The organism is Salinivibrio sp. ML323, assembly GCF_001995745.1.
GTDB classification, from domain to species: domain Bacteria; phylum Pseudomonadota; class Gammaproteobacteria; order Enterobacterales; family Vibrionaceae; genus Salinivibrio; species Salinivibrio kushneri.
In genome coordinates this window covers 49191-74614 of sequence record NZ_MUES01000003.1, presented here as the reverse complement: position 1 = coordinate 74614, position 25424 = coordinate 49191, and the positions used below count along the sequence as shown (strand labels likewise).

The following is a 25424-nucleotide window of genomic DNA, read 5'->3' as shown; positions in this document are numbered from 1 at the left end:
GTTCTTTTTCATCAGAACTAACAAAAAAGGAGCGCGCTGGCGCTCCTTTTTTTACCTTTTTTACGCATCCGCGTATGACGATTGACCACTACGTTGACGAACACAATTGCGCCCATCGCGCTTGGCACGGTACAAGGCTTGATCGGCTTGCTTGAGGCCATCAACATAATCCGTGGCCTGATGGTTGCCAGCCACACCAATGCTCACCGTCACTTTTAAGGACGGCGCAATGTCGTCGAGGGTCAGTGCCGCGATACGGCGACGTAAGCCGTCAAAGTAGGTGTAGCCATCCGCCGGGGTACCTGCAAACAGTAACGTAAACTCCTCGCCACCCCAGCGGGCAACATGGCTTAACTGTTGGCGTTCGTTATGCAAAAAGCGCCCAATACGCTGGATAATTTGATCGCCCACCAGATGCGAATGCTGATCGTTAATGCGCTTAAAATGATCAATATCTAAAATGGCCACTTGTAAGGGCTGGCCCAACTGGTTGGCGTCATCAAAGGCGAGGTGCCAGTACTCGTCAAACGCACGCCGGTTAGCCAGACCCGTTAATGCATCCTCTTTCGACATACGTTCAAAGTCGTCAGCTTGCGCTTGCAGCGCTTGTGTTTTCTCTTTCACTAGCGCTTTGAGCTGCGCTTCTTTTTGTTGCATCCGGCGGATCCGCCACATAAAGGCGCCGTAGGCGAGGGCGACTAAGGCCAAAAAACCTAGCGCACGTACATCTGACCGTTGCCAAAGCGAGGGGGTTACACTGAAGCGATAGCTAAGCACATCATCACTCCAATCGCTATAGGGGTAGCGCGCACTCACTTTAAAGGTGTAGTCACCCGGTGGTAAATTCGTATATTCGGCAATATGGTTTTCGTGGCGGTATGCCCAATCAGATTCGAACCCTTCTAACTGCGTTCGATATTGGATTTGCTCTGGCATCGTATAGCCGAGCGCCGCATAGGAGAAAGATACGCGATTGGTGCCCGCTGGTGCGGTGTTACTTGCCTCAGGATTAATCGCTTGGCCATCAAATCGCACTTGTTGCATCACAATCGGTAACGGCTGGCTAAGTAATTGCGCTAGCCGGGTCGGCTTTACGCTAGTCACCCCTTTGGCGGTGGCGAAGACAATATCGCCCTTTTCGGTTTTGGTCGCCGCAGGATTAGAGCCGCCGTTGGCCTGACTATTTCTCATGCCATCACTTTGATCATAGTGCTCAAAGTCAATACGCGTGCGGGTGTTATCCGCTACTTGATGGGCATGATAATAGTTGACTCGCCAGATCCCTCGGTTGCTGGACAACCAAAAACTTTGGTCATCGCCTTTAACGATTTGAAAGAATTTATCAATCGGTAGGCCATGGGGTCGGCCGACCAAGGCGAGTTGGCCATCCGCCTGCCGATAACGGATAATTCCTCGATCAGTGGCCATCCATACGTAACCCGGTTCGTGGAAAAAGCCAAATACATACTGCGCTTGCTCTTGCTCGCTGAAATCGAGGGGAATGATGGTCTGTTTGTGCAGATACCCGGCGCCGCTGCCCGTTCCTATCCATAGCTTGCCTGTATCGTCGAACGTTAACGACATAATATAGTTGCCGGGGAGGGCACTATTCTGGCTGGTGTAGCGTGCACGCTTTTGATAAACGGCTGACGCGCGCGCGGGTTGGTTGCTTGGCGGGGACGAAAACTTGATCAAGCCACGTGGTGTGCCCACCCATAATGTGCCCTTACGTTCGACAATCGCCCTGACTTCATGGTCAGGTAATTGATCGTTCAGTGTTGTGGCGGGGGTGAGCGAGCCTTGCTCCCAATAATAGAGGCCTTGCTGATAGGTACCCACCCAGACGCCACCTTGTGCTCGAGGCGCGAGACTGAGCACCGATATGTCGTCGGCTAATATTTTGGCATTACCTTGTACGATATCAATTTGGCTTAACCCTTCACTGGCCCCTGCCCACACCGTATTTTTATCGCCCGCAAGTACGGTGCGCACATAGTCACCGGCTAGCCCATTATCTTTAGTCAGCGTTACAAACGGCGCGTATCTAAGCCGCATTGCTCCGCCATTGGTGCCTATCCAAATACTGCCTTCATTGTCTTCAAACCAGGATAATATCCGGTTGTTAGACAGTCCGCGGTGATCGTCAAGAAAATCGATATGTTGGCCTCTCATGTGGGCAATCCCGTTGTTGAGCGTGCCGAACCAATAGGCACCACGACTGTCTTGTTCAACCATGGTAATCGCTTGGTGGAGTAGCTCACTCGCCAGTGGTGTCCAGCGACTGTTTTTATAGCGCCAAGCGCCATTTTCGGAGCCGACGAGGAGGCTCCCATCCTGACCACTCGAAACATAAAAGGCTTTACGAAACAGATTATGAAAAGAGAGAGGCGTCGCGCCATGTTGTAACGACAGTTGATAGACCCCTTTTTCGGTGGCTGCATAGACTTGACCATCGGCGGTTTGGGTCAGGTGATAGCTGCTCACAGTATCGATAAATGTCTGTGGGGTGGGGTCGGGTTGCGAGAGCTGCTCGGGGGCGTAGTAAGCAATCCCCTTTCCCTCAACCGCGAGCCATAAGCCGCCTGTTTGGTCATGGAGCGCATCATTAATGAGGCTGGGAGCGGTGGGAAGGCCCTGCCACGAAAAGCCTTGGCGCATCACTAAGCTGCCTCGCGCCCCGCCGGCATAAAGTTGATTGTTCGGTCCGGTCGCTAGGGCGCGCGTGCCTGAGTCTTGCATTTGTGTGTCAGGGCCGCGGTCAAAGCGCACAAACTCTAAACCGTTATAACGTGCCACGCCCTCCCAAGTGGCAAACCACAAATAGCCATCCGAAGTTTGGGCGATGGCATTGATGCTGTTATGGGGCAATCCGTTGGCAGAGGTCCAGGTTTCAATAAAATAATCAGATAATTGATTATCTTTGGCATAACTGGGCGTGATATGTCCTGACAAACCTAACCAACATAAAAGCGTGAGACACACAAGACGTCGGCTTAGTTGTAATGGGAAATGTCTCAGTGTGTTCTTTAGGTGCATCTTTTGTTCTTTGCTCCGATTCCGCGTAGACTGGCGATTCTATCTTAATCACTGTTTATTTCTTGGACATAATGGTCAGGTTTTGACAGCAAATTGAGAAAGATCACACTAGCGATACAAAGATCACGCAGGCCTGACAGCTCATGATGCAATTTATGGCGATTCGCCAGCAATTATTAGCGCAAATTGATCGCGGTTTACTGGCGCCGGACAAAAAACTCCCGGGTGAGCGTCAGCTTGCAGACACCTTTTCCACTACCCGTGTCACCTTGCGTGAAGCACTTGCGGTGCTTGAGGCAGAGGGACGCATATATCGGCGGGAGCGACGTGGCTGGTTTGTGGCGCCTACCCCTTGTGCGTATGATCCCAGCCAACTCGTCGATTGGCAGCATGATTTCTCTCAACACGGTGGTCAATTTGCTTGGTTGGCGCAAAAGACGCCCATGGCGTCAGCGGCGGTGAGTGATCAAATGCAACTGCCTCCCTTTGCGCAGGTGTTTGAGGGTGAGGGACTGATTCAGATCGCGCAGTTACCTGTTGGCTTTGTGCGTACGTTTCTCCATCCTGATTATTTCCCCAGTGTCTGGCAAACCGGTGACCAGGCAACGTTGTTAAATACGCCAGCGAACGCGGATGTGTCTTGGTCGAGCGCGTGGGAAGCGTTAGACAGTGAGCGTGCCAGTGTATTGGCCGTGCCTGCGGGTACGCCCGTGTTAACGGTGACGCGAGCGTGGCGCATCCAGCCCGCCCAAGGGAGTCAGACGATCCGCATTGATACAGAGTGGTGGCGGCAACATGCGGTGACACTCTGTGGTGGCTCAGCGCGTGATACTCAGGCTGGCTCTGTGAAAAAACGAGAGTAAGTCTTCACTTTTAAATAACCGAGTCACCAAAGGGTGCGTCGTTGTGGGTACATTGGGGTTGGGGTTAAAGTGGATAGTACGCATCTCGGCATTGATCCCCGCTTGGATACCTTTGTTGGTGTCATCGATGAACACACATTGGCCGGTAGGACAGGCCATATTCATCGCGGCGTAGTGAAGCAGATCAGGAGCCGGCTTCCAGCTGTTCGTATCAAAGGCACTGAATAGGCGATGCTCAAAGTAGGGCAACAGCTTGGTGAGTCGCAGAGCATGCGCCATTTTTTCTACGGGGCTATTTGATGCCACACAAACATCAATGCCTTGCTGTTCAAGCGCCTGTAAGACGGTTTCAATGCCCTTTACCGGTGCTAACTCAGCCTCGAAATACTGGCGACACAAGTGCCGAAAACGTGGCTCGAGTTGATCAATAGGAATATGTGCCCCGTTTCGTTCGCAGGTTTGCTGGAGGACATCGGTCAGTTTTCCGCCCTCAAAATGATCGAGCGAGTCTTGCAGATCAATACGCACACCAAATGTAGAGAAGGTTTCTACCAAGGCTTGGTGAGATAGCTTCTCGGAGTCAACCAAGGTCCCTTCGCAGTCAAAGATGACACAATGGATGGGGGAATCAAGTGGATGTTGCAGCATAGGTGCTCCCTTCAATCTCTCTTTGTATCCTTGGACGAGATAGAAAAATCAACAAGTCAGTGACACGGGAAATGCTAACTGTGTCTTGCATTCTTGCCTTTTTCGTTATCAAAATTAGTCAGGGATCGACTTTTCATTAGCAAGGAAGAAAACGATGCGTTATCAACATCAATGGTTAGAGGGTGGAGCGATCGATTTGCCCGTTGGACAGGTGGTGTGTGTAGGGCGTAATTATGCTGCCCATGCGCAGGAGCTTAACAATCCTATTCCGGACGAACCTGTGCTGTTTATGAAACCGACGAGTGCCATTCAACCGTTAGATGACAAGCTAGCGATAGTGGCGTCATTCGCTCCCGTTCATTACGAAACCGAGCTGGCGGTGCTGATCACCAAACCTTTATTTCATGCCACTAAGCAAGCCGTTGAAGACGCCTTGGGCGGAATGACACTGGCACTGGACTTAACCCGTCGTGAAACGCAAAGCCGCTTAAAACAAAAAGGACTGCCTTGGGAGCGGGCAAAAGCATTTGCGGGGAGCGCAGCGATTGGACGTTTTGTCGCGGTGCCTGATGATTGGCGTGAGGTCGTCTTTACATTGTCCATCAATGGCGAGAGGCGGCAGCAGGGAAATAGCGCGAGTATGTTAATGCCTGTGATCGCGCTTATTCAGCATATAAGCCAGACATTCTGGTTGAACCCAGGCGACATTGTGCTAACGGGCACCCCCGAAGGGGTTGGTGTGCTGGAAAACGGCGATCTTTTATCCTTGTCGCTTGAGGAGCAGCACCTTGCCCAACCCCAAGTAGTGATTCAGTCTGATGAGGCTTTTATCCAAGGAAAGAGTGCTTGACGCTCTTCATGGGTGAGTGCTGAAACACGCGCAATATTGCGTGCGGGGATCTGTTCTGGATCTTGGCCATAATGCGCCAGCGCGCGTGACATGCTGGCTTCACGAATCAAGTGAAAGCATGGATAGGGGGAGCGATTGGTCAAGTTCTCGCTATCTTCTGGCGTGCACCCTTCAAAACAATAGTCGGGATGAAAACTGGCGACTTGGAAAACTCCCCGCCACTGGTAGTGGTCAATCATCGCCTCGGTAGCATCGACCACGTCGAGGTAGTGATCAAAGTCAGCGAGCGCGTTGGGCACCACGACCACCGTGGTATCTGTGATGGCAGGATCGGTGTGATCAAGATGGACTAAAGCCTGATAAATCGCAGTTAAAATCTCGGTATCATCCTGAGCGTCGCACACAGTGAGCTGAATTTGTTGTTTGCGACGGGGCTTAACGGCGAAAGGGCAAAGATTTAGTCCAATCACCACCTCATCTAGCCACGTATTCATCTGTGTTTCGACTTTGTTCATCGAGTTCTCGTTTAAATGTCGCCTGCAGGCGGGGCGGTGATTATTGTTGTGGTTGTGACTGGTACGCCTTGGTGCCCCAAAGAGGAACGGTAGACAAGCTATGCTTAAAGCTGCCGGATGTTTCTTTGGTTGAGTAAGAGAGGTACATCAAGGTCTGATTTTTCACATCGAAGATCCGACGAATCTTCATCGACTTGAAGAAAATACTTTTCGATTTTCTAAATACCACTTCGCCCGATGCGCTTTTATCAATATTGGCAATCATCTCGGGCGTAATCTCCCCAGTTTGACGACAAGAGATAGCGCTATCACTGGGATCAGAAAAGCTTAAGTTCGCTTCGACAGACGCAACATGGCACGTCACCCCGCTTATCACAGGATCGACGAGATGGTTAAGCTTGATGTCTTTCATGGTAAACATCCCTAGGCTTACGTCGCCAACTTCATCGTTATCACAGCCACTGAGTGTCGCGGCAAGCGCAACAACGAATAGTATTTTCTTCATTATTCGAGCCCTTATTGATCAGTGGCAGGAGTGTATCACAGCCCAGGCGGGAGGAGGAAAAGTGTGCGTCGATCACGGCCGCTTAGTATCGTTAATGTCCGGTAAAAGTATTTAAGCCAATGGCCGACTGTCCATTATTGCTCTTTAAATTGCGCATCGCCATCTTGGCCTGAGAGGGACTTAGGCTCAAAATTCATCAGTACTTGGGCAGCATCACAATAGCTGCCTGTATCGGCAAACGTTTTTCGGGCTGCCGCAATTTTGCGCTCGGCAATGCGTCTAACGTCTTGCGCGTTAGCTTGATTGCTAAATGTCATTTGTTGGCTGATCATTTCTTGTCCAAACGTCGATTTGCAAATAGCCTCGTTCTTTCCCGTCACCAGCTGCTCGGCGTTTGATGTATCTTCCGTGTTAGCGTGAGCGAAAATACTCATAAAGAGCGTAAAGACCAAAAATGTTCTCGTCATGCTTCTGACTTCCTATGCTATTTGTTTCAATCTTAGCATTAAGCCGCGACGTCGCCCACTGGCGACGTCAAAACAAGATAAGTGTTTGGGGAAGAGGGGATTAGGCAGAGATGTCACTTTCGATTGTCGTTGGGCTTGGCTGAGCTTTTGTTACGAAACGCCATTTCTTTGCCTCAGCAAGATACCCCAGCGCCGACAGCCAAATGAGTGAGTAAGCGACTAATTCGGTACTTTCTTCCGCAATATTTTTCACATCTCGTACGTAGTTGGCGCCCATCGCTTGTTCCCATAACTCGCCCATACCAAACAAACGCGAATACACGAGTAACAGCGCTAATGCGATCATTAAAACCGTGCTGTGCCTTGAATGAACTGCTTGCGCAAGGCTAGTGAGGGTCTCTCGCCAGTGTTTTAAAGCGGGCCAAATGGCGAGCCCCGTTACAATGAGTGCCGGTACTTTCCAAAAACCATGCATTACCACATCAAGTGTGGCATCCAGTTCTCGGATCATTAATACCAAGAAAAAGGCACTCATAAGCCCGGCAGCGTGGTGAAGGGACTGACTGAACTTAGCCACACGACGAAACGCAAATACCGTCGCGGCGAGCAGCCCCAGTTGGGAAAGCTCAATCAATGATGATTCGGAAGCAACGTTGTGCGACGCGACACTGTAATGAACAATGCCTGCAATACCTGCGAAGTAAAGGGCGATTGCAAAAAATTGTCCGGCGCCTTTAAGTACCGTACGTGCAGCACATGAAGATCGTGGTAATGTCATATTATCCTCAATTCGATAAAACGATCTGCCCGTCCGTAGCAGGTGTCATCACCCTATGTGTGACCCTTGTCCCAAAAATGTCATTTGGGTCGATAGTACGGCGGGCTTCATCAAACTGCAATAATTTATGTGATCAATGTCACTATATTTTCAGGAGTGCGTCAGGATTGTGAGCATTTGTTCGTCAGGCGTCTCGTTAGGTCGACGCGTTGTCAATAAATTTACACTGTAAATAGAAAATGGGCGAAAGTGGCAAACATCAATGGCGAAAATGAACAGATAGCTATGCCTATGAAATGCAACATTTTAATTGTGTTTTGCTAGACAGGCGTAGACAATAAAGTCTGATATTTTAGATAGAGGTATGCTCATGTCCACACTCTCTGCTCGTTGCCTATGCGGTGGTGTCCGTCTTACATTACCTGACAATTTCCTTTATATGGGAAACTGCCATTGCTCTGAATGTCGAAAGTTTACTGGTTCAGACTATTCATCAGTCGGCGGCATAGAGGCAGACAAAGTCTCGGTCACGGCTGGCCAAACGCATATTCGTTATTATGAGAAGAGCGCAGAAACGGTGCTTGCTTTTTGTGGGCAATGTGGGTCGAGCCTTTTCTCTCATAAAATCAATAAGGGGGTGTTCAATATTCGTCTGGGAATTTTGGATACCGCTCCACAATCGGCGCCAAATTTTCATATTCACACGGCGTCGAAGGCACCATGGCATACGCCTAATGAGGCATTAAAACAGTTTGAACATGGGCCGGATTAATGTGGTCGTGTTATGCAGCTGCTGATCCGCCCCCTTACCCTCGCTGATACGGACTTGGTGTTCCAGTTTGAACAACAAAATCGTGCTTATTTTGAAACCTATATTGAATCGCGCGGTGAGGCGTTTTACCGCCGAGCAGGCGTGTATGATCACATCTGCGAATTACTTGCCTTACATCAGAAAGGACAACACGTACCTATGTTGATCACGGATGCCGGGGGCCAGCTTTTGGGACGGGTTAATATCAGCCAAATTGATACAGTATCTGCATCAGGTTCGTTAGGGTATCGCATTGCAGAGCAACACACCGGGAAAGGAGTTGCCTCTCGAGCGGTAAAGTATGCGTTAGAGATCGCGCGCGAATACGGACTTGTGACACTTAACGCCATGGCGTCTACGACCAACATGGCATCGCAAACAGTATTGGAGCGGAACGGGTTTAACCTATACGATAAAAAATTCAACATGGCACACGTGGCTGGTGAAGCGATTGACTGTCTTTGTTATCGCAACACATTATCCAGCGTTTGAGTGATGAGCAATATACCTTGAGGTGATAGATTAATTGTCATTTAGCTCTTAGTTGCTCATGTAGTGCCAATAAAACAGGCTAACGACTAGCGTTGGGACCAAGTTTAATGCCATCATTACGTAGAGTGAATTCACACAGTTGGTGGTATTTGAAGAGCCGCCCTGATGACCTAAAAGGAAACATAATGGCTGATTTGAACGGACTAAGCTTGTATCACAAAGAGCACTGCCCATTTTGCCATAAAGTGCGTGCAGTCATGACAGAGCTTAAGTTAGATATTCCGCTGGTGGATATGAACGCTAACGCCGAAGAGTGGCAACGCCTACAGGCCGAAGGCGGCAAAGGCATGGTGCCTTGTCTGCGTATTGATCAAGGCGGCGAAACTCAGTGGATGTACGAATCGGACGACATTATTGAATACTTGCGTGACAACTTCGCGTAATTGAACCAGATACTGGTTATGAGGGTCGCAGTTATCGGTGCGACCTTCTTTTTACGTATTATTACCTGTATGCCTGCCTCTCCGCCTTCTTCAACGCCCTGTGCACTGTGTCAGCATCTAAGGCCGCTGACCTTCCATCACTTGATCCCCAAAACTTGTCACAACAACAAATGGTTCACTAAACGTTTTTCCCGACCTTACATGCGTGAGCACGGTATTTGGGTATGCCGGCCTTGCCATGCTTTTATTCATCGCCAATTCAGTGAAAAACACCTGGGTCGCGCATTACACACTCTCGACCTTTTACTTGCTGAGCCTGTGATCCAAGACTACATCCACTGGGCACGCAAACAGCGAGGATGAATCATTGCTTCTCGATTCGGTTGCGGCCGTTTTCTTTGGCGAGATAGAGCGCGGTATCGGCACGTTGAATGATGCTGTCTTGTGTATCACCTGCCGAGAAGCCCGTATAACCGATACTGATGGTACAGCGTATGGTTTGTCCGTCGACGTGAATTTCTTCACCATGTACGCGCTCCACCAAACGTTTTAGTACAACTTCCGCACCACTTAAATCTGTTTCAGGAAGCAAGCAGAGAAACTCTTCTCCGCCCCAGCGGCCGTATATGTCATTGGTCCGTGATTCTTCCCGTACAATATTGCCAAAGCGTTGTAAGGCGATATCGCCTGCTCGATGACCATAGGTGTCATTTAAGCGTTTGAAATTATCGAAGTCGACGATCGCCAGCGTCAAGGGGTTGTTGTACCGTTTGCAGCGTGCCAATTCCTGAACGAGTGCGTTGTTGAGATAGTGGCGGTTATAAAGTTGCGTCAACGAGTCAGTATTTGCTTGTATCTCGAGCAATTGTTGCGCTTGTTCGAGTGCTTCCCAATCTCGCAGACGCGCCAGCTCGTGGCCGACCCATTCAGCAAAGAGTCGTACCAGTTCGTAGTCTTGTGAGACAAAGGGGCGAGTGGGCTCTGGGCTTGAAAAATTTAACGTGCCATAGCGCTCGCCATCAATAAAAATGGGCGCACCGATATACGCTTCGAGGCCAAAGTGTTCGTAGCAGGGGTGGGCTTTGAGATCGCTTTGCGAAACATGGTGGAAACCTTGCGCCTCATTGGCCTCATAGACGTGACAACAGTAGGTTTCTTTCAAGTCAAATGATTGCCCAGGCTGCAGGGCGTCATCAGGATGCTGCGCGTATTGAACGGTATAACGCTGGCCATGAATTTGGCTGAGTATACCGATAGGCAAATTAAAGTGTTTACAACCGAGTGAGAGAATGCGCTCTACGCGCCGGCAAAAATCCAAATTGCGTGCTGACGTGATTGAGTGTAGCTGGTTGAGCGCGGATTCTACTTCGACGCGGGTGCTAATGTCTTGAATAAAAGCCACATACATGGCGACAACTTGTTGCTCATCGCACACTGGCCCACCATGTGTTTCGCCCAAAAACACATGGCCATCGGCGGTTTTATATCTCACCACATAAGCATCGTAGTATGCGTGAACTGAGTGGGTGTTAAAACGATCTTTGCCCGTCGCAGTAAAGTCTTCTTGTTCGGCGTATAGGATGCGCGTGCTAGCGCCTTTTACATCCGCTAGGCTGCAACCAAATAGGGCTTCTGCTTCGGGGTTTAATAGTTGTATACGGCGATTTGTGTCAGCAATAACAACCGCCGTATCGAGATGGCGAAAAAGCGAGGGCAGTAATGTGACAATATGCTTGTACTGGTCAATGGGCTGATTCACTGCTGGGCTCTGTACGTCTATTTGGCTTAGACTAAGCGTAGTACAAATCCCAGCAGCTCGCGCTCGCTGAGGAGATTAGGCGGAGAAACAGGTTATACTGTGAAGGTAAATACGTTAGCCATCGACATCGCAATATTGTTGTCGTAATACGCTGCTTCATTAATGAAGTGCGGATAGGCCGTGTAGTCGCCTTGCCATGTTAATTCTTTGCCATCAAAACACATAAACAGTGGGTCACCGGGCTTTATCGGCTGAAAGTCTTTGTCTTGAACGTGTTGGTGCACCATACCAATACGTTCCCCATGCTCATTTTGTGGTAAATGCAGTGTCTCTTTGTAACGGTAGGCGGTGACGTTTTTAGGCAGTGCTGGCACCTTATCAATATTAAACAGATGCACGAAGTCCAAAATGTGTGTTGTCATTTCTTGCATCGATTCCATTACATCATGACGCAGTACCGATTGGGGCTGTGGGCCTACCTCAACGATCACCCCTTGTTTACCGATCGAGCATAAAAATGCATGCTGAATAGGTTCAATATGATCTTCGACTAAGATGATGGCATCGGGCATACGCTCACTAATATAAGCGGCGAGCTGCTTATTGAACGTATCAAGTGTCAAGAGTATCAGTGTGGGTCCCATGTTGCTGGTGGTGTTATGCAGGTCGATAATAAAATCGACGCGCGGATCCCCTTTAGGGCCTAATTGTTGGTTGAGGGCTTTAGCGCGACTTTGCTCGTAGTTTGCCAAGCTGTAGTCAGCCAGCAGTTTAGGATCGAATTGACGGTTAAGATCGCAGTCTAGATAGCGTTTGTTGGCGCTATAAGCAGAGGGATTCGCAAACACATGTTCGGTGGAAAAACTATCGCGGGCTGTGATTGCTGGGTTGGATTGCCACTGTTTCAGTGCGTAAACACCGCTAAATTCGTTACCATGGGTGCCACCAACAATAGCAACGTTACTAAACCGACTCATGAAAGCTCCTGATAAGTGAAGAATAATCGCATGGACTTGCCTATTGAGACAGCTTAGCACTAACTACTCGATAGGTTAATAGCATAATTTTTCGTTATATCTGTTTTTCTATTCATGTGGTTGCTGATTTGACCGTGGTGTTCCTATGCTTTTTCGAGTCAGTTCACACTTCAGCTGAGTGGAAATCATTAGCCTAGCGGAAGACGATACAAAGAGGTGAACAATGAAAACGGTATTTCCTGAGCATTTTTTATGGGGTGGCGCGGTGGCGGCTCACCAAGTTGAGGGAGGATGGGATTGCGACGGTAAAGGCGTCAGCATTGTGGATGTGCTGACCAAAGGTGCCCATGGTATCCCGCGCAAAATGACCCAGCGTGTGGAAGAACATCAAGCCTATCCAAACCATAATGCTGTGGATTTTTATCACCGCTACCGTGACGATATTGATCTCTTTGCGGAAATGGGCTTTAAGTGCTTTCGCACGTCTATTGCGTGGTCGAGAATATTTCCTCATGGTGATGAGCTTACGCCAAATGAAGCGGGCCTTGCCTTTTATGATGACCTTATTGACTACCTATTAGAGAAGGGGATTGAACCTGTCATTACGCTTTCTCATTTTGAGATGCCCCAGCATTTGGTGACGCAATACGGAGGCTGGGCGCATCGAGATGTGATTGAGTTTTTCGTGCGTTTTTGCGAAACAGTAATGACGCGCTATCGCGACAAAGTGACTTATTGGATTACCTTTAACGAGATCAACAACCAGCTCAACTGGGATTATCCGCTATTTGGCTATTGTAATTCAGGTGTGGTATTTACCGAGCACGATCATCCCGAGCAGGTGCTTTATCAGGTGCTACATCACCAATTCGTCGCCAGTGCCAAAGTGGTGTCTCTGGGGCATGTGATTAATTCTGATTTCAAAGTGGGTAGTATGATCCACATGATGCCGTTGTATCCGGCAAGTTGTCACCCTGATGATATGCTGGCGTCACAGCAAGCGATGCGTGACAAATATTTATGCAGCGATGTGCAATTGCGAGGCCACTACCCCCACTATATTTGGCCGCAATGGGCCAGCAAAGGGATTGAGGTCAACATGCATCAAGAGGATGCGACGATTCTTAAAAACGGCTGTGCGGACTTTTTGGCGATTAGCTACTACATGACCAATATCGTCGATGCCAACCCGCCAGAAGAAGATGAAAATGCTTTGTTTAGCGCAAGCCGATTGAATCCGTATCTACCCGCTTCTGACTGGGGGTGGCAAATTGATCCCAAAGGTCTACGTTTTGCGCTTTCTGAACTGTATGAGCGTTACGAAAAACCGATTTTTGTGGTGGAGAATGGGCTGGGCGCGACAGATAAGCGTGAAACCTCAGGGGAAATCAATGATGATTATCGCATTAGCTATTTGTCACAACATATCGAGGCACTCGGAGAGGCCATTTGGCAAGATGGCGTTGAGGTGATTGGTTACACGCCATGGGGTTGTCTCGATTGCGTGTCCTTTACCACGGGCGAATACCGCAAGCGCTATGGTTTCATCTACGTTGACCGTCACGATGACGGCAGTGGTGACTTTTCTCGTCATCGTAAAAAGAGCTTTTACTGGTATAAAAATGTGATTAATAACAATGGCTTGACAGAGTAATGGCTTTGGTCGAGTCGTAGTAAGACGAGAAGGGACGCCTATTGCGTCCCTTTTATAATTATCGGTAAAGTCATTGCATCGAGGTACGCGATTTTTACCTTTTTAGCGCGTCAAGCCTCGCCCAAGAAGGGGGGAGACGTTAGAGGTTGGGTTGGTAGTCGACCTCAATCACTTCTCCATACTCAATCCCCTGCTCACGATAACCTACTAAGCTCTCAATCACGTTAAAATGCGCGATAACCGCAATCGTATTGTAGTCTTGATAGGTGTCGAGCACAGATGTCACCCGGCGATATAACGCGGTCGCGGACTCATAACCTGCATTGGTCACTTCATTTCCATTGGCAAACAGCTCGCGATACTCAAGCCAGCGTCTATCACGTTCTGAAAGGGGGATATAGCTCCCTTTGACATCCGCTTGCCACTCGCGGAGATCATGCTCGACAAACAGTTCTTTTTGCAATTGACGGTTGAGGATTTCTGCTGTTTGTAAGGCGCGTGTGTAGGGCGAGGAGAGGATGATATCCGCTTGTTGTATACTCGGGTGATGGGCTAGCGATTGAATGGCCGGAATACACGCACGTTGGAGTGGCGCATAGTCTTTTTCCAGTTGGCTCATTTGGCGAGCGTCGGCCAATGAGTAATCGGTTTTTCCGTGACGGACAAAGACGACTTTCATAGGGCTTCCTTTTCTGCGTCTACAGCGTGTGAAGCGCTGCTGCTTGGGTCAGTGACATTTTATTATCCGGATAATGAGGCGGCACCCGCTTAGGCAGGTGGCCGACATATCGCTGACGAGGGTTGTAGCATACCGTCATCGGACTGTCATGACTCACGTGTGGCATTGACAGTAGGGCGTGAGCAAGCTCGCTATTTTTCCGCTGTTTGGTCAAGGATCCTAGTTTGGTCGCGACCTTCCTCTTTGGCTTGGTAGAGACGTTGGTCAGCCATCTCAAGCAGGTAAGAGTCAGTGGTCTCACGAGTCGGTAGGGTGATAATGCCACCGATGCTGACAGTGATTCTGTCACCATCTGGGTTTTTCTTATGCTCGATATCAAGCTTGGCAATTTCAGCGCGAATGGTCTCGGCCAGTTGAGTTAACTTGGCGGCATAGCGTGTGGACAGCGTAATCGCAAATTCTTCGCCTCCAAACCGGGCAACCGATCCTTGATAGCGCTCGGTTTGTGTGAGTAGCACGCGCGCGATTCGGGTGAGAACGTCATCGCCTTTTAGGTGACCATATTCATCGTTATATGCTTTAAAGTGATCGACGTCGATCATCATGACGGCGACAGGTAATCGGCTGGCGATGCCATGTTGGATATGATTTTTTAGCTCACGCTTGAACGGTCTTCGATTACTTAATCGAGTTAGATCATCGGTTTCTGCTTGGACTTTCAACTTTTCATTGGCGACAATCAGCTCTTCTTGCAGCTCTTCCATGGCGTAATGGTTCCGCTCGCGGATCATGACTTCACTAATGGCAGTAGCGAAACGTTTTAAAAGCAACGTTTTATTATTATCCCAGATGAAGGGTAAACGGCGATTCGCCACTGTAATCATCCCAAAGCTTTTTCTACCGTCGGTTAGCGGAAAAGCGGCAAACGATAAAATATGCCGTTGGCGCAACCAAGAGCGCTCGTTAGTTGCATCATCGCCGAGTTGGCCGACATGGGGCACGACCAGTGCGTCGGTATCAGCCAGCCACCGTTTTATCATATGCATATCGCTTAAATCGACGGTCTGGGGCGCAAAATCAATCTCTTGTGGCCAATAACAACGGCGTTCAGCGCGGAATGCGTCAAAGGCATACCAACCAATGGCCTCAACGCCGAGTAATGACACCATATCTGGAAAAATTTTCTCTACGTCTTCGGTAATATATTGCGAGTCTGCGCGTAAGAATTGAATTGAAATATCAGCGAGTAACGAGCTAGCGTTTGATTGCCAATTGAGTGCCTTGGTGCGTTGCTCAACTTGCTCTTTCAATAAAGTTTGATGTTGGCGAAGTTCACGCTCTGTCACGCGTTTTTGTAGAAAGTCGTCTCTGATACGCGATTGCATCGCATTGATTGAGCGAGACACTTTGCCTATTTCGTCATTACGTTGAATCAACGAGAGTGGCACACTCGTTTGGTTGGTCTTGTCAGTTTGGTAGTAATCTAGCGTATTTGATAGTTGTTGGAGGGGGCGCGAGCACATCCGGTGGATGACCCACAGAATGAGCAGAGTAATGAGCAAGGTTTCAGTAAAATGGACGATAGCGACAGGCACGGTGCCCGTGAAGGCATCGCGTTTAATCGCACTGCGATCGAGCACAATGTTCAGGGTGCCAATATTGCTCCCTTGAACGCTCAACAACGACTGATGATTGGCGTCACAATCCTCACTGCTACGATTGACTTCAGTGATATGTGTGCCATCAAAACCTTTTACCTCAACGCGACAAATGGTGGGGAGCATCGATAACCCCTTTACACTGCGGCGTACAAGCTCTAAATCAACGACCCACAATGCGTGGCTAATCACGCGAGCCGAGTTATGGCTCCGGCTCTCTACCAGCTGCGTGGTAGCAGCAAGTGTGCGTTGGTAGTTGATGTACATCTGCGTTAGTGTACTCCCTACCGCAAAAAGTAAGCTGATCGCGAGCACAACGAAGGCGACGCGCGCTTGAAGACCGCGTAAGTTTACATCGCGTTTTATCACTTAGTTATCCATTTTCGTTGTGGTTGAATGACAATGGCTTTCAATCCCTTTCGCCATGTTCAAAAACGAGATTTGATCCCACGCCTGCTCGCGCAACTGTAGGAAAAAAGCGGAGCCAGGTTCAATTAAGTGAAATAACTGTCCAGTGCATTGCTGTGGTAACGACCAACCTTTATCGTGAGCGTAAATACGGCTCAATGCAAGGCCAGCGGCTTTAAAGTGCCCGCCCCCAAGAGCGGAAATGTCGCCTTTTTCTCGCAAAGAAAGCACCCGCTCGGAGGTATTGACCGTGGCAAAATAGATGTCATCGCCAGGCGTTTTTCCCGCTTGTCGTGCGGCTTTCATCGCACCAAAAGCCATATGGTCGTTAGCCGTCCACACGTAGCGTATATTGGGATAGCGTTGCAATAAGGTATGCATTTGCTCTTGGCTGATGGACTCATCCCACTGACCATGAACGACTTGATGTAACGTAATGTCTGAGCGTTCAACGAAAAAGCGTTTGCCGCCTGCTTCGCGTTTTACGGATGCGGGGGTGGTGAGATCACCTGAAATCATGACGGCTTCGCCAGGGGCATTATCGCCTGCTTGCACCATGGCTTCGGCGATCGCATAGCCTATCGCATGATTATTGGGAATGATGCTTGGCAATAGGTATTGTTGCCAATGTGGATCTTGATAGAGTTGAGTTTTGGTCTGCTGATCGACATCATTCAAGATAAGTTGCACATAAATGGGATATTTGCTCAGTATGGGGAGTAGGTTTTTGGCCGCCAGCTTTTCATTCACAATAATAATGTAATCAGGGTGGGTCGGTTTACTCAAGGTAGCGGCTAGGATTTGACGCACCGCGAAGTGATTGCGATCGGCGTGACGAATTGTTAGATCCACATTCAATGCAGAGGCTGCGGCATTGGCATATTCATCCACGTCCTGCCAGAAGCTTTCCGTTGCATAACCAGGGTTAATAAATAATACACGCGGCTGGGCCTGTTCAGCGTGAGCGTGGATACTGAACAGCATGTATACAGAAACAACACACCACAAAACCAGTCTTCTACACATGTAGGGAAGGCTCCTCTCCATTTGCCATCTGTGTTAAGGATAGCGCATATGTATACGCTTGATTGCGGTAGATTTATCATTGTCTGTCATTGGTTTAGATTGCCGCTGCTTGACACATAAATTTTATTGGGCAAGCGAAAGCTTATACGGCATCATAGCTGTGTAGACTCGCGTGCCAGTCCATGGCGAATAAAATGAAAATAATGTAATGAAATCTTACTACGATAAGAAGAAATTTAAGCGGCATTTTCCGATGGATTTTTATGGCGAGAGTGAAGGCTGGCAGTTTGCAGTGCGCGCCTTGTCTCCCGCGCAAGTTCTATCGGCGAAACGTTGGGTAGCACGATTGAACTGTCGTCGCCGAGACTTTCGGCTCGTTGACTTGGCGATTGACTGCTTCCACTTTGTGAGTGGCGGTGATGAGCAGATGCGTTTCACAGGGGTGGATTTGGGCACTAAAGTGAGTATCCGCCGGCAAGGGCAGATCGTCACTGTCGACGCGCTTAATCACCGCTATGGTGCTTTGATAGCAAACGTCCAGTCGTCGATTTCAACCGCGTGCATAGAGCCTGCAAGCAAGGTCGCACTCTCTTAAGAGGCTTGTTTTTGGCGGTTTGCGTCAGTGCCATACTGAGAAAAAAGGTGGGAACTCATGACGTTTATTGTGATTATTGTGCTTAGCATTCTAGGTGGATTGTTGGCGGGTGAGCATTTCCATTCTTATCTTCTTGGCTTGGGCGTCGCCAGTACAGCGGTGGGGGCTTGCTATTGGATCACGTTTCGTAGCAGCCATTACCCGCAGTTTGCTTTATTTTTGTTGTTGCTCGGGGTGGTCGCTAAAATTGCCGTGACGGCCGCGGGTGTATTGCTCGGGTTAAAACATGCCTTGATCACCTCGCCTTTGGTCTTTTCGCTTTCGTATTTATTTTTCCTGTTTGCCTCGACCTATTGCTATTTTCGCTATCGTGAATATTGGCTCACGCGCTTGCGCCATAGAGATTTGCAGTAACGGGGTCGGCGGTGTGCAGTGTGATCCTTAACGAAGAACGGTATTGGTGATGTATTCAACGGCGCGACTGACGCTACGCGCATGGCAAGCGTCCGATTTGGCCCCTTTTGCGGCACTCAATCAAGACCCAGGCGTTATGCGCTATTTTCCCAGCGTGCTCTCACGCGCCCAAAGTGATGCGATGGCGGCGCATATTCAATCCAAGCTGGCGGATAATGGGTTCGGATTTTGGGCAGTAGAACTGACGGAGACACGGGAATTCATTGGCTTTGTGGGGTTAAACCGGCCCACCTTCGACCTCGGCCATCAGCCGTTTGTTGAAATTGGTTGGCGTTTAGCGTCGGCACATTGGGGGCGAGGCTATGCCACTGAAGCGGCACAAGAAGCACTTGCCATCGGCTTTGAGGACGTTGATCTCCCGGCGATTTACGCATTTACCACCGAGAGTAATCTGCCCTCACAAGCGGTGATGAAAAAACTCGGGATGACACCGGCTGCTCCCTTTACCTTTTCTCATCCTCATTTGGCAGCAGATCATCCGCTCGCAAAGCATGTCTTATACGCGATATCGAAACCCAGCTGGCAGGCAGACCATGCTGATTAATCGCCAGTACGATACGTAGGGGATACAGTATTTAAAGCAACATATTCAGTTTTCAACGCGGCGGTCTTGGGTTCGCCATGATGAACACTATCACATTGATTTTGCGGTGCCTTGCCAATAAGGCCAGACTAAAAAACAAAAAGATGGGGAGCAAGTGTGCACAAACTCGCGGATGACTTACACCAAAAACTTTTTAATGAAGAAGATGCGCGTGCCTGTAAAGACATTGATGGCAGTGCGTGTCGTGAGGTTCCGGGCAATTTTTTCCGCATCATCGTTAGCCAAGGACTCACCAAAATTGGCGACGCGGTGTCTAACCCGAAAATTGTCTTGCCAGCGCTGCTCACCGCAGTGGGCGCCCCGTTAGCGTTAATTGGCTTATTGGTGCCAATCCGAGAGGCGGGGTCGTTAGTGCCTCAGGTAGGTATCGCCGGTTATGTCCGCCAATTCGCGGTACGTAAGGGGGCATGGGTGGCGGGCTCTGNTGTCTTGCCAGCGCTGCTCACCGCAGTGGGCGCCCCGTTAGCGTTAATTGGCTTATTGGTGCCAATCCGAGAGGCGGGGTCGTTAGTGCCTCAGGTAGGTATCGCCGGTTATGTCCGCCAATTCGCGGTACGTAAGTGGGCATGGGTGGCGGGCTCTGTCATTCAAGGGGCGTGTATCTTAGCAATGGCGATCGCCGCGTTGCTTTTAACCGGTCAAGTAGCTGGCTGGAGCATTGTTGGCTTGCTGGTGGTATTTAGTCTGGCGCGAGGGCTGTGCTCAGTTGCCTCCAAAGATGTGTTAGGGAAAACCATTCCTAAGCCGCAACGAGGACGCTTGAATGGATGGTCGTCAAGCTTGGCGGGGGCGGTGACGATTGCCGCCGGTGTTGGATTGTTCAGTGTTTCTGATCAGCAACATGTTTGGGTGTACTGTGCGCTACTAGCATTCGGTGCTGCGCTCTGGTGGGTGGCAGCGGCGCTCTACAGCCAGGTGGATGAATACGAAGGGGCCACAGAAGGCGGAGCCAATGCGCTGACGCATGCACTTTCTAAACTGCGTTTATTGGTGGATGATAGACGCCTGCGCCATTTTGTGATCACGCGTTCACTGTTACTCTGCTCGGCCCTATCTGCGCCTTATTATGTACTGTTAGCCAGTCAGCATAGCCAAGCGCTGGCGATTACCACTGCAAGCTTTGTCGCGATTAGCGGCGTTGCGAGCCTCATTTCTGCACCTTTTTGGGGACTTTTTGCCGATCATTCTAGCCGCCAAGTGATGATGATCGCCGCCGTGGTCACGGCGGTACTAGGGCTGGTGGTGGTCAGTATTAGTCAGTGGTACCCGACGCTGTTCTCATTGGCGTGGGTGTTACCTGGCGTCTATTTTGTCCTGACCATTGCTCACGAGGGCGTGCGCCTTGGGCGTAAAACCTACATTGTGAATATGGCCGAGGGCAATCAGCGCACCGATTATGTCTCAGTTAGCAACACCTTGATTGGTTTCGTGCTCTTATTTATGGGCGGCGTCACGGCATGGTTGAGCCAGTGGGGATTAATGGTAGTGATTGCAGTGTTATCGGCGTTGGGTCTACTGGGTGCATTGATGGCGCGCGCACTGCCAGAAGTAGAAAGATAAGTCTGAGGACGGAACATGAAAGAGGCGCTGCTCACCAGCGCCTCTTTCATCTGGTGTTGCCGGTTAGACTTTAAACTGGCTCACTAGTCGTTTGAGCTCTTCGCCTGTCTGATTCAAGTCAGTCGCCGCTTGTGCCGAGTCATTACTGGCGTTAAGTAGCTGGCTCACAATGTCGCGAATCGATACCAGATTACGGTGAATGTCTTCGGTCACCGTGGTTTGCTCCGAGGCGGCCGAGGCAATGTAGCTGGTCATGTCATTGATTTGGGTAATGGCATTGCTCACCGAATCAATGCCGCTACCAATTTCGTTGGATGCCTCCGAGGTTTGCTGGCAGGTGTCGTTACTTTGCTTCATCCCCTCTACAGCCTGATTGACGTACGACTGTAGCTCATCCAGCATTTCGCGAATTTCGTGAGTGCTCTTTTGCGTGCGGCTTGCAAGGGTTCTCACTTCATCAGCGACCACCGCAAAGCCGCGACCCTGTTCGCCTGCACGTGCGGCCTCAATGGCAGCGTTTAGCGCCAGCAAGTTGGTTTGTTCAGCAATATCGCCAATCACAGAAAGCACGCCAGTAATTTTATGAGACTGCTCATTCAGCGAATCCACATGTGTACTCGAGGTATTCATTTGCTCGACCAGCGCTTGCATCGATGTGATCGAGAATTGCACTTTCTCTTGGGCGTGACGCGCATCGTCAGTAGCAGCACTGGTGGAATCAGCCACTTGGGTGGCGTTCTGAGACACCTCCTGCGCAGCCGAGCTCATCTGGGTAACAGCGGTGACCACTTGCTCAGTCTCGTTATCGTGAGTCTGTAATTGCGTGGCAACCATCTGGGTTTGCTCGTCAATCGTGCGTGCGGTGTGGCTCACTTTTTCCGTGACATCCACCACGCTACGTATGGTGGTTTGCAGCTTATCGATAAAGCGGTTGAACGCATCCCCAAGCAGAGCAATCTCGTCACTGCCTTTAATTTTCAGGCGCTGGGTCAGGTCGCCATCACCGTCGGCAATATCATTGAGGTTGTCCAGCATTTCTTTCACCGGCGTTGACATCCGTTGGGCAATAAAGGCGACGGCAACGAACGTAATGATCAAAATAAGAATGCCCGCAATGATCATTCGCGCAGTTTGTGCCGCTAAAGCCTCTTCTGCATTTTCACGGAAATCGGTAATACGTGCCTCAATGTCGTCAATGTACGCCCCCGTTCCCAACATCCATTGGCCGTTGTTGACCATATCGGCATAGCCAATTTTTTCGATCAGTTCATCGGTACCCGGCTTTTGATAGAGGTAGGTGAAGGTGCCATCACCGTTTTGCGCCGCTTCGAGCAGACCCACAATAATTTTGTTGCCTTTGGGATCAGTAAGGTTAATTAACGATTGTCCTTCGACTTCAGGTTTCAGCGCGTGAAAGATATTGGTTCCCTGACGATCGTAAATATAAAAGTAGCCCGCCTTACCAAAGGTCACTTCGCGAAGTGCGTCTTTAACATTTTGCGTGGCATCGCCGTCCGCTTGCTGTGCGTTTTTTACTACAGTCGCGGCAATTTCTGTGGCTTCGCGAAGCTGCATTTTTCGCTCATCAATTAATTTGGTTCGAAAAGTGGCAATGTTCTCGTCGACCAGCTCCCGCTCGTAATAGGTAGTGATAAATAACGTAACGAGAATAGATAATACCAAGGGTACGATGGCAAGCACTAAGAGCTTTCCGCGCAGCATTAACTTCAACATACCGGATACCTTGTGTTAATGATGGTTTCGATTTCGCTAAAGTATGGAAGATATCCTTTCCGTTTGCCGCGCAAAAAGCCCTTTTATTTGATGTGGATTGGGAAACATCCTGCAATCCATCACATCTGTCCAACTTATTATGCATAAGAAATTGAGATAACTACCTGATTCATCACTGGTAAGTAAATAAAAGCTATTTTTCACTCACTCCTCTTACCTCTTTATCCCACAAGCAGGCCCAACGAACGCTTAACGTTCTGGCATGTTTGGTCTGTCTGTATACGCGCCTTTTTCTGCCCATCTTTTAGGACGTCAGACAAATAATCAGGGGCGTTCAAGAGTGCTTTTCGCCGTTCTCGAATGGGCGATATCAGAGAGATTAAGCTATCGGTCAGCACGTTTTTTACCGTCAACGCCCGGCAAGCGCGACACAAGACTAACATCCTGACGATTTTGTTGGTTTATCCGCGGGTTAAAAAGCCTTAAGGTAAAGCAAAGTCAGCGAAATCGAGGGAGTGATGAAACTAAACGCAGACATGGGTGAAAGCTTTGGTGCGTGGACGATGGGAATGGATAGCGCACTGATGCCATGGATTGATATGGCCAATATTGCGTGTGGCTTTCATGCCTCTGATCCTGATGTAATGGCGGCCACGGTAGCACTCGCAGTAAAGCACAATGTAAGTATTGGTGCTCATCCCGGTTACGCCGATAAGCAGGGCTTTGGCCGTCGTCATATTGATCATACCCCAGCACAAATTAGTCACCTCGTTCGCTATCAAATCGGCGCATTACAAGGGATCTGTGCACGCTTTAATGCGAGCCTTGATTATGTGAAGCCCCATGGTGCGCTGTATAACACCATGATGGTGGACAATGATTGCTTTGAAGCGGTGTTGGCTGCGGTGGCTGATACGCTGCCCAATACGCCATTAATGGTACTGGCACTGCCTGATAACCGCCCGCATCGCCAGCTTGCTCAACAAGCCGGTGTACCGCTGATTTTTGAGGCCTTTGCCGATAGAGCCTATCTGGCGTCAGGACAATTGGCGCCGCGCAGTCAACCGGGCGCCGTGTTAGATGACGCCAACGCGATGATTGCGCAGGTGTTGCAGTTATCTCAACATGGCACGGTGACAACCCTAGAGGGGCAAACGCTCACCCTATCGCCGGATACGGTGTGTGTGCATGGCGATAACCCACAATCGGTCGAGGCGATAAAACAACTCAGAAAGGCCTTAACACCATGACACTCAAGGTTGAGCAGGTCAGTGAAACGACAGTAATGATCCGGTTGGGCAATAAGATCGATCTTGCCTTAGTCCCACAGTTATCTGCGCTGTGTGAGCGAATCCAGCAACATTTTGGTCGTGGTGTAGTTGAGTTAATTCCCGCCTACACCAGCGTTCTGGTGGAAGTGAATGTTCGCTTACTATCGCCAGAAACGTTGAAAACGTGGGTGATGAATCAAGGCGACTCATTGCGAGTCACCCGTGACGCTGGGAGCGGAAAACAGGTGACGTTGCCGGTGTATTATCACCCCTCGGTTGGGCCCGATTTAGCTGCGGTCGCCGAGTTTGCCGGCGTAAGTGAGCAAGAGGTGATTGCGCGACACAGTCAACAAACTTACACCGTCTGTGCGATTGGTTTCGCGCCCGGCTTTGCCTTTCTTGCGTCGGTGGATGAGACAATAGCTATGCCCCGTCATACCACGCCTCGTCATCAGATCCCTGCCGGCAGTGTGGGCATTGCACAACAGCAAACCGCGGTGTATCCGGCAGCGTCACCCGCGGGCTGGCAAATTATTGGCAACTGCCCCAAAGTGCTATTTAATTCCCGTCAATCGCCCATGATGCCGTTTGATGTAGGTGATTCCGTCTGTTTTGAGCCTATGCCAGAGTCTGATTACCGCGCGGCAGGAGGTCAATGGTGGCAGGATTAACGGTGCTTGACCCCGGCGTATTGAGCTTGGTGCAAGACACAGGGCGCTACGGGGTGGGCCAGCTTGGCTTAAGCCAAGGAGGGCCGGTCGATTGCCACGCATTTGCTTGGGCGAATTATTTACTCGATAACCCCGCAAAGACGCCGTTGGTCGAGATAACCATGGGTCAAGCACGTTTTTGTGCTGACCACGCGATGTCGATTGCCATCACCGGCGCAGACATGCAACCTTGTATTAATGGTCAGCGCGTGGGTATGTGGCAGACCTTGACGCTAAATACGGGTGATGAACTGCGTTTACGCTACGCGCGCCGTGGCTTGCGCGCCTATCTCGCGGTGCGTGGCGGGTTGGCGGTAGATGGCGCATTTGGCAGTGCCGCGACGGTAATGCGCAATCAACTCGGCGGCCTGCATTCCGGATTAGGTGAACAGGCGGGAGGTATGGCGCTCACCAAAGGAGATGTGTTGCCTTGTCGACCGCATGCGCTGTTGCCAAGGGTGCGCGGTGTGCCGACACGTTTTATTCCTGACTACCATGCCCTGACCCCACTGGCGCTTGTGCCGGGGTATCAGTTTGATAGCTTCAGCGCCGAGGCGCTAACGGCATTTTTTGATGGCGAATACACGGTCGATCAGCACAGTGATCGTATGGGCGTGCGGCTCAATGGACCGAGCGTCCTGAGCAAGCAACTGGGAATTGTCTCCGAAGGCATTGCGCTCGGGGCCGTGCAAGTGCCCCCTGACGGTCAGCCGATTGTACTACTTAACGATCGGCAAACACTCGGTGGCTATCCTAAGCTTGGCTGCTTAACCCGTGCCAGCTTAAGCATGTTGGCGCAAACGCGACCCGGTCAGACCGTGCATTTTTATCCAGCGCGGCTGGCGGATGCATCGGCGCAATGGCAGACGTTTGTGCAGTTTTTTGACTGGATCTAGCCCGAAGAAAA

General features: G+C 50.0%; 26 protein-coding genes. 14 read left to right on the top strand and 12 right to left on the bottom strand.

The features are described 5' to 3' along the window. Positions 1–60: 60 nt before the first annotated feature. A complete protein-coding gene (locus BZG13_RS03375) occupies positions 61–2952 on the bottom strand; it encodes a ligand-binding sensor domain-containing protein (RefSeq protein WP_241824769.1) in 2892 nt (963 codons plus the stop codon). A gap of 227 nt (positions 2953–3179) precedes the next feature. On the opposite strand from BZG13_RS03375, the gene BZG13_RS03370 reads away from it, so the two are divergent. After that, a complete protein-coding gene (locus BZG13_RS03370; protein ID WP_077485025.1) occupies positions 3180–3899 on the top strand; it encodes a GntR family transcriptional regulator in 720 nt (239 codons plus the stop codon). On the opposite strand, the gene BZG13_RS03365 is transcribed toward BZG13_RS03370, so the two are convergent. Then, positions 3855–4547, bottom strand: a complete 693-nt coding sequence (locus BZG13_RS03365) for an HAD-IA family hydrolase (RefSeq protein ID WP_077485023.1) — start codon at positions 4545–4547, stop codon at positions 3855–3857. The two genes, BZG13_RS03370 and BZG13_RS03365, sit on opposite strands and share 45 nt — an antisense overlap. Before the next feature lie 154 nt (positions 4548–4701). Between BZG13_RS03365 and BZG13_RS03360 the strand changes: the two genes are divergently transcribed. After that, positions 4702–5397: a fumarylacetoacetate hydrolase family protein gene (locus BZG13_RS03360; RefSeq protein ID WP_077485021.1), complete on the top strand. Its 696-nt coding sequence runs from the start codon at positions 4702–4704 to the stop codon at positions 5395–5397. Here the strand turns inward: BZG13_RS03360 and BZG13_RS03355 are convergent. The 4 genes from BZG13_RS03355 to BZG13_RS03340 all read right to left on the bottom strand — a co-directional run bounded on the left by BZG13_RS03355 (position 5358) and on the right by BZG13_RS03340 (position 7662). Beyond that, the gene (locus tag BZG13_RS03355) at positions 5358–5912 is read right to left on the bottom strand and encodes a DUF1415 domain-containing protein (RefSeq protein WP_077485019.1); all 555 of its coding nucleotides are present in this window, start codon (positions 5910–5912) and stop codon (positions 5358–5360) included. The genes BZG13_RS03360 and BZG13_RS03355 overlap by 40 nt on opposite strands. Before the next feature lie 40 nt (positions 5913–5952). Next, a complete protein-coding gene (locus BZG13_RS03350) occupies positions 5953–6417 on the bottom strand; it encodes a CreA family protein (RefSeq protein WP_077485017.1) in 465 nt (154 codons plus the stop codon). Between the two features lie 134 nt (positions 6418–6551). After that, the gene (locus tag BZG13_RS03345) at positions 6552–6884 is read right to left on the bottom strand and encodes a hypothetical protein (RefSeq protein ID WP_077485015.1); all 333 of its coding nucleotides are present in this window, start codon (positions 6882–6884) and stop codon (positions 6552–6554) included. 100 nt (positions 6885–6984) lie between these two features. Beyond that, complete coding sequence (locus BZG13_RS03340) at positions 6985–7662, bottom strand: hypothetical protein (RefSeq protein ID WP_077485013.1); 678 nt, start codon at positions 7660–7662, stop codon at positions 6985–6987. 370 nt (positions 7663–8032) lie between these two features. Between BZG13_RS03340 and BZG13_RS03335 the strand changes: the two genes are divergently transcribed. The 4 genes from BZG13_RS03335 to BZG13_RS03320 all read left to right on the top strand — a co-directional run bounded on the left by BZG13_RS03335 (position 8033) and on the right by BZG13_RS03320 (position 9771). Beyond that, positions 8033–8434, top strand: a complete 402-nt coding sequence (locus BZG13_RS03335; protein ID WP_077485011.1) for a GFA family protein — start codon at positions 8033–8035, stop codon at positions 8432–8434. Between the two features lie 12 nt (positions 8435–8446). Continuing rightward, positions 8447–8965 (top strand): GNAT family N-acetyltransferase, encoded by a 519-nt coding sequence (locus BZG13_RS03330; protein WP_077485009.1) that lies wholly within the window; start codon positions 8447–8449, stop codon positions 8963–8965. A gap of 185 nt (positions 8966–9150) precedes the next feature. Next, positions 9151–9408, top strand: a complete 258-nt coding sequence (locus tag BZG13_RS03325) for a glutathione S-transferase N-terminal domain-containing protein (protein WP_077485007.1) — start codon at positions 9151–9153, stop codon at positions 9406–9408. Between the two features lie 18 nt (positions 9409–9426). After that, positions 9427–9771, top strand: a complete 345-nt coding sequence (locus tag BZG13_RS03320; RefSeq protein ID WP_198532053.1) for a hypothetical protein — start codon at positions 9427–9429, stop codon at positions 9769–9771. A gap of 1 nt (position 9772) precedes the next feature. Here the strand turns inward: BZG13_RS03320 and BZG13_RS03315 are convergent, their stop codons facing one another. Together BZG13_RS03315 and BZG13_RS03310 are read right to left on the bottom strand one after the other, a co-directional pair. Next, on the bottom strand, positions 9773–11167 hold the full coding sequence (locus tag BZG13_RS03315; protein ID WP_077485005.1) for a sensor domain-containing diguanylate cyclase: 1395 nt from the start codon (positions 11165–11167) through the stop codon (positions 9773–9775). Positions 11168–11259: 92 nt separating this feature from the next. Continuing rightward, positions 11260–12144 (bottom strand): aspartoacylase, encoded by an 885-nt coding sequence (locus tag BZG13_RS03310; RefSeq protein WP_077485003.1) that lies wholly within the window; start codon positions 12142–12144, stop codon positions 11260–11262. Positions 12145–12367: 223 nt separating this feature from the next. Between BZG13_RS03310 and BZG13_RS03305 the strand changes: the two genes are divergently transcribed. Further along, positions 12368–13798, top strand: coding sequence for a 6-phospho-beta-glucosidase (locus BZG13_RS03305; RefSeq protein ID WP_077485001.1), 1431 nt, complete (start codon positions 12368–12370; stop codon positions 13796–13798). 139 nt (positions 13799–13937) lie between these two features. On the opposite strand, the gene BZG13_RS03300 is transcribed toward BZG13_RS03305, so the two are convergent. The 3 genes from BZG13_RS03300 to BZG13_RS03290 all read right to left on the bottom strand — a co-directional run bounded on the left by BZG13_RS03300 (position 13938) and on the right by BZG13_RS03290 (position 17527). Continuing rightward, entirely contained in the window at positions 13938–14477 is a 540-nt protein-coding gene (locus tag BZG13_RS03300) for a histidine phosphatase family protein (RefSeq protein WP_069360852.1), read from the bottom strand. 191 nt (positions 14478–14668) lie between these two features. After that, positions 14669–16504, bottom strand: coding sequence for a GGDEF domain-containing protein (locus tag BZG13_RS03295; protein ID WP_077484999.1), 1836 nt, complete (start codon positions 16502–16504; stop codon positions 14669–14671). Then, a complete protein-coding gene (locus BZG13_RS03290; RefSeq protein ID WP_158074860.1) occupies positions 16505–17527 on the bottom strand; it encodes an ABC transporter substrate-binding protein in 1023 nt (340 codons plus the stop codon). It lies immediately after the preceding gene. Between the two features lie 250 nt (positions 17528–17777). On the opposite strand from BZG13_RS03290, the gene BZG13_RS03285 reads away from it, so the two are divergent. The 4 genes from BZG13_RS03285 to BZG13_RS15600 all read left to right on the top strand — a co-directional run bounded on the left by BZG13_RS03285 (position 17778) and on the right by BZG13_RS15600 (position 20802). Next, entirely contained in the window at positions 17778–18164 is a 387-nt protein-coding gene (locus BZG13_RS03285; protein ID WP_077484995.1) for a hypothetical protein, read from the top strand. A gap of 57 nt (positions 18165–18221) precedes the next feature. After that, on the top strand, positions 18222–18578 hold the full coding sequence (locus tag BZG13_RS03280) for an NADH:ubiquinone oxidoreductase (RefSeq protein ID WP_069360848.1): 357 nt from the start codon (positions 18222–18224) through the stop codon (positions 18576–18578). Between the two features lie 49 nt (positions 18579–18627). Then, a complete protein-coding gene (locus BZG13_RS03275; RefSeq protein WP_198532052.1) occupies positions 18628–19182 on the top strand; it encodes a GNAT family N-acetyltransferase in 555 nt (184 codons plus the stop codon). Positions 19183–19338: 156 nt separating this feature from the next. Then, positions 19339–20802 carry an MFS transporter gene (locus tag BZG13_RS15600; RefSeq protein WP_077484991.1) on the top strand — a complete coding sequence of 488 codons (1464 nt, stop codon included), beginning with the start codon at positions 19339–19341 and terminating at the stop codon, positions 20800–20802. 63 nt (positions 20803–20865) lie between these two features. Here the strand turns inward: BZG13_RS15600 and BZG13_RS03265 are convergent, their stop codons facing one another. Then, positions 20866–22536 carry a methyl-accepting chemotaxis protein gene (locus tag BZG13_RS03265; protein WP_077484989.1) on the bottom strand — a complete coding sequence of 557 codons (1671 nt, stop codon included), beginning with the start codon at positions 22534–22536 and terminating at the stop codon, positions 20866–20868. 518 nt (positions 22537–23054) lie between these two features. Between BZG13_RS03265 and BZG13_RS03260 the strand changes: the two genes are divergently transcribed. The 3 genes from BZG13_RS03260 to BZG13_RS03250 are packed head-to-tail and all read left to right on the top strand — an operon-like array spanning position 23055 to position 25413. Next, entirely contained in the window at positions 23055–23786 is a 732-nt protein-coding gene (locus BZG13_RS03260) for a 5-oxoprolinase subunit PxpA (RefSeq protein WP_077484987.1), read from the top strand. Beyond that, positions 23783–24478, top strand: a complete 696-nt coding sequence (gene pxpB, locus BZG13_RS03255) for a 5-oxoprolinase subunit PxpB (RefSeq protein WP_077484985.1) — start codon at positions 23783–23785, stop codon at positions 24476–24478. Before BZG13_RS03260 ends, pxpB begins: the two co-directional genes overlap by 4 nt. After that, on the top strand, positions 24463–25413 hold the full coding sequence (locus BZG13_RS03250) for a biotin-dependent carboxyltransferase family protein (RefSeq protein WP_077484983.1): 951 nt from the start codon (positions 24463–24465) through the stop codon (positions 25411–25413). Before pxpB ends, BZG13_RS03250 begins: the two co-directional genes overlap by 16 nt. The last annotated feature ends 11 nt before the right edge of the window (positions 25414–25424 follow it).

Excerpts from the sequence above, each read along its gene's own strand:
- BZG13_RS03365 (WP_077485023.1), bottom strand. The coding sequence starts at position 4,547 with ATGCTGCAACATCCACTTGATTCCCCCATCCATTGTGTCATCTTTGAC.
- BZG13_RS03325 (WP_077485007.1), top strand. The coding sequence starts at position 9,151 with ATGGCTGATTTGAACGGACTAAGCTTGTATCACAAAGAGCACTGCCCA.
- BZG13_RS03360 (WP_077485021.1), top strand. The coding sequence starts at position 4,702 with ATGCGTTATCAACATCAATGGTTAGAGGGTGGAGCGATCGATTTGCCC.
- BZG13_RS03260 (WP_077484987.1), top strand. The coding sequence starts at position 23,055 with ATGAAACTAAACGCAGACATGGGTGAAAGCTTTGGTGCGTGGACGATG.
- BZG13_RS03345 (WP_077485015.1), bottom strand. The coding sequence starts at position 6,884 with ATGACGAGAACATTTTTGGTCTTTACGCTCTTTATGAGTATTTTCGCT.
- BZG13_RS03330 (WP_077485009.1), top strand. The coding sequence starts at position 8,447 with ATGCAGCTGCTGATCCGCCCCCTTACCCTCGCTGATACGGACTTGGTG.
- pxpB (WP_077484985.1), top strand. The coding sequence starts at position 23,783 with ATGACACTCAAGGTTGAGCAGGTCAGTGAAACGACAGTAATGATCCGG.
- BZG13_RS03280 (WP_069360848.1), top strand. The coding sequence starts at position 18,222 with ATGACGTTTATTGTGATTATTGTGCTTAGCATTCTAGGTGGATTGTTG.
- BZG13_RS03300 (WP_069360852.1), bottom strand. The coding sequence starts at position 14,477 with ATGAAAGTCGTCTTTGTCCGTCACGGAAAAACCGATTACTCATTGGCC.
- BZG13_RS03335 (WP_077485011.1), top strand. The coding sequence starts at position 8,033 with ATGTCCACACTCTCTGCTCGTTGCCTATGCGGTGGTGTCCGTCTTACA.
- BZG13_RS03355 (WP_077485019.1), bottom strand. The coding sequence starts at position 5,912 with ATGAACAAAGTCGAAACACAGATGAATACGTGGCTAGATGAGGTGGTG.
- BZG13_RS03305 (WP_077485001.1), top strand. The coding sequence starts at position 12,368 with ATGAAAACGGTATTTCCTGAGCATTTTTTATGGGGTGGCGCGGTGGCG.
- BZG13_RS03285 (WP_077484995.1), top strand. The coding sequence starts at position 17,778 with ATGAAATCTTACTACGATAAGAAGAAATTTAAGCGGCATTTTCCGATG.
- BZG13_RS03310 (WP_077485003.1), bottom strand. The coding sequence starts at position 12,144 with ATGAGTCGGTTTAGTAACGTTGCTATTGTTGGTGGCACCCATGGTAAC.
- BZG13_RS03265 (WP_077484989.1), bottom strand. The coding sequence starts at position 22,536 with ATGTTGAAGTTAATGCTGCGCGGAAAGCTCTTAGTGCTTGCCATCGTA.
- BZG13_RS03340 (WP_077485013.1), bottom strand. The coding sequence starts at position 7,662 with ATGACATTACCACGATCTTCATGTGCTGCACGTACGGTACTTAAAGGC.
- BZG13_RS03250 (WP_077484983.1), top strand. The coding sequence starts at position 24,463 with ATGGTGGCAGGATTAACGGTGCTTGACCCCGGCGTATTGAGCTTGGTG.
- BZG13_RS03290 (WP_158074860.1), bottom strand. The coding sequence starts at position 17,527 with ATGCTGTTCAGTATCCACGCTCACGCTGAACAGGCCCAGCCGCGTGTA.
- BZG13_RS03350 (WP_077485017.1), bottom strand. The coding sequence starts at position 6,417 with ATGAAGAAAATACTATTCGTTGTTGCGCTTGCCGCGACACTCAGTGGC.
- BZG13_RS03320 (WP_198532053.1), top strand. The coding sequence starts at position 9,427 with ATGAGGGTCGCAGTTATCGGTGCGACCTTCTTTTTACGTATTATTACC.
- BZG13_RS03370 (WP_077485025.1), top strand. The coding sequence starts at position 3,180 with ATGATGCAATTTATGGCGATTCGCCAGCAATTATTAGCGCAAATTGAT.
- BZG13_RS03275 (WP_198532052.1), top strand. The coding sequence starts at position 18,628 with ATGTATTCAACGGCGCGACTGACGCTACGCGCATGGCAAGCGTCCGAT.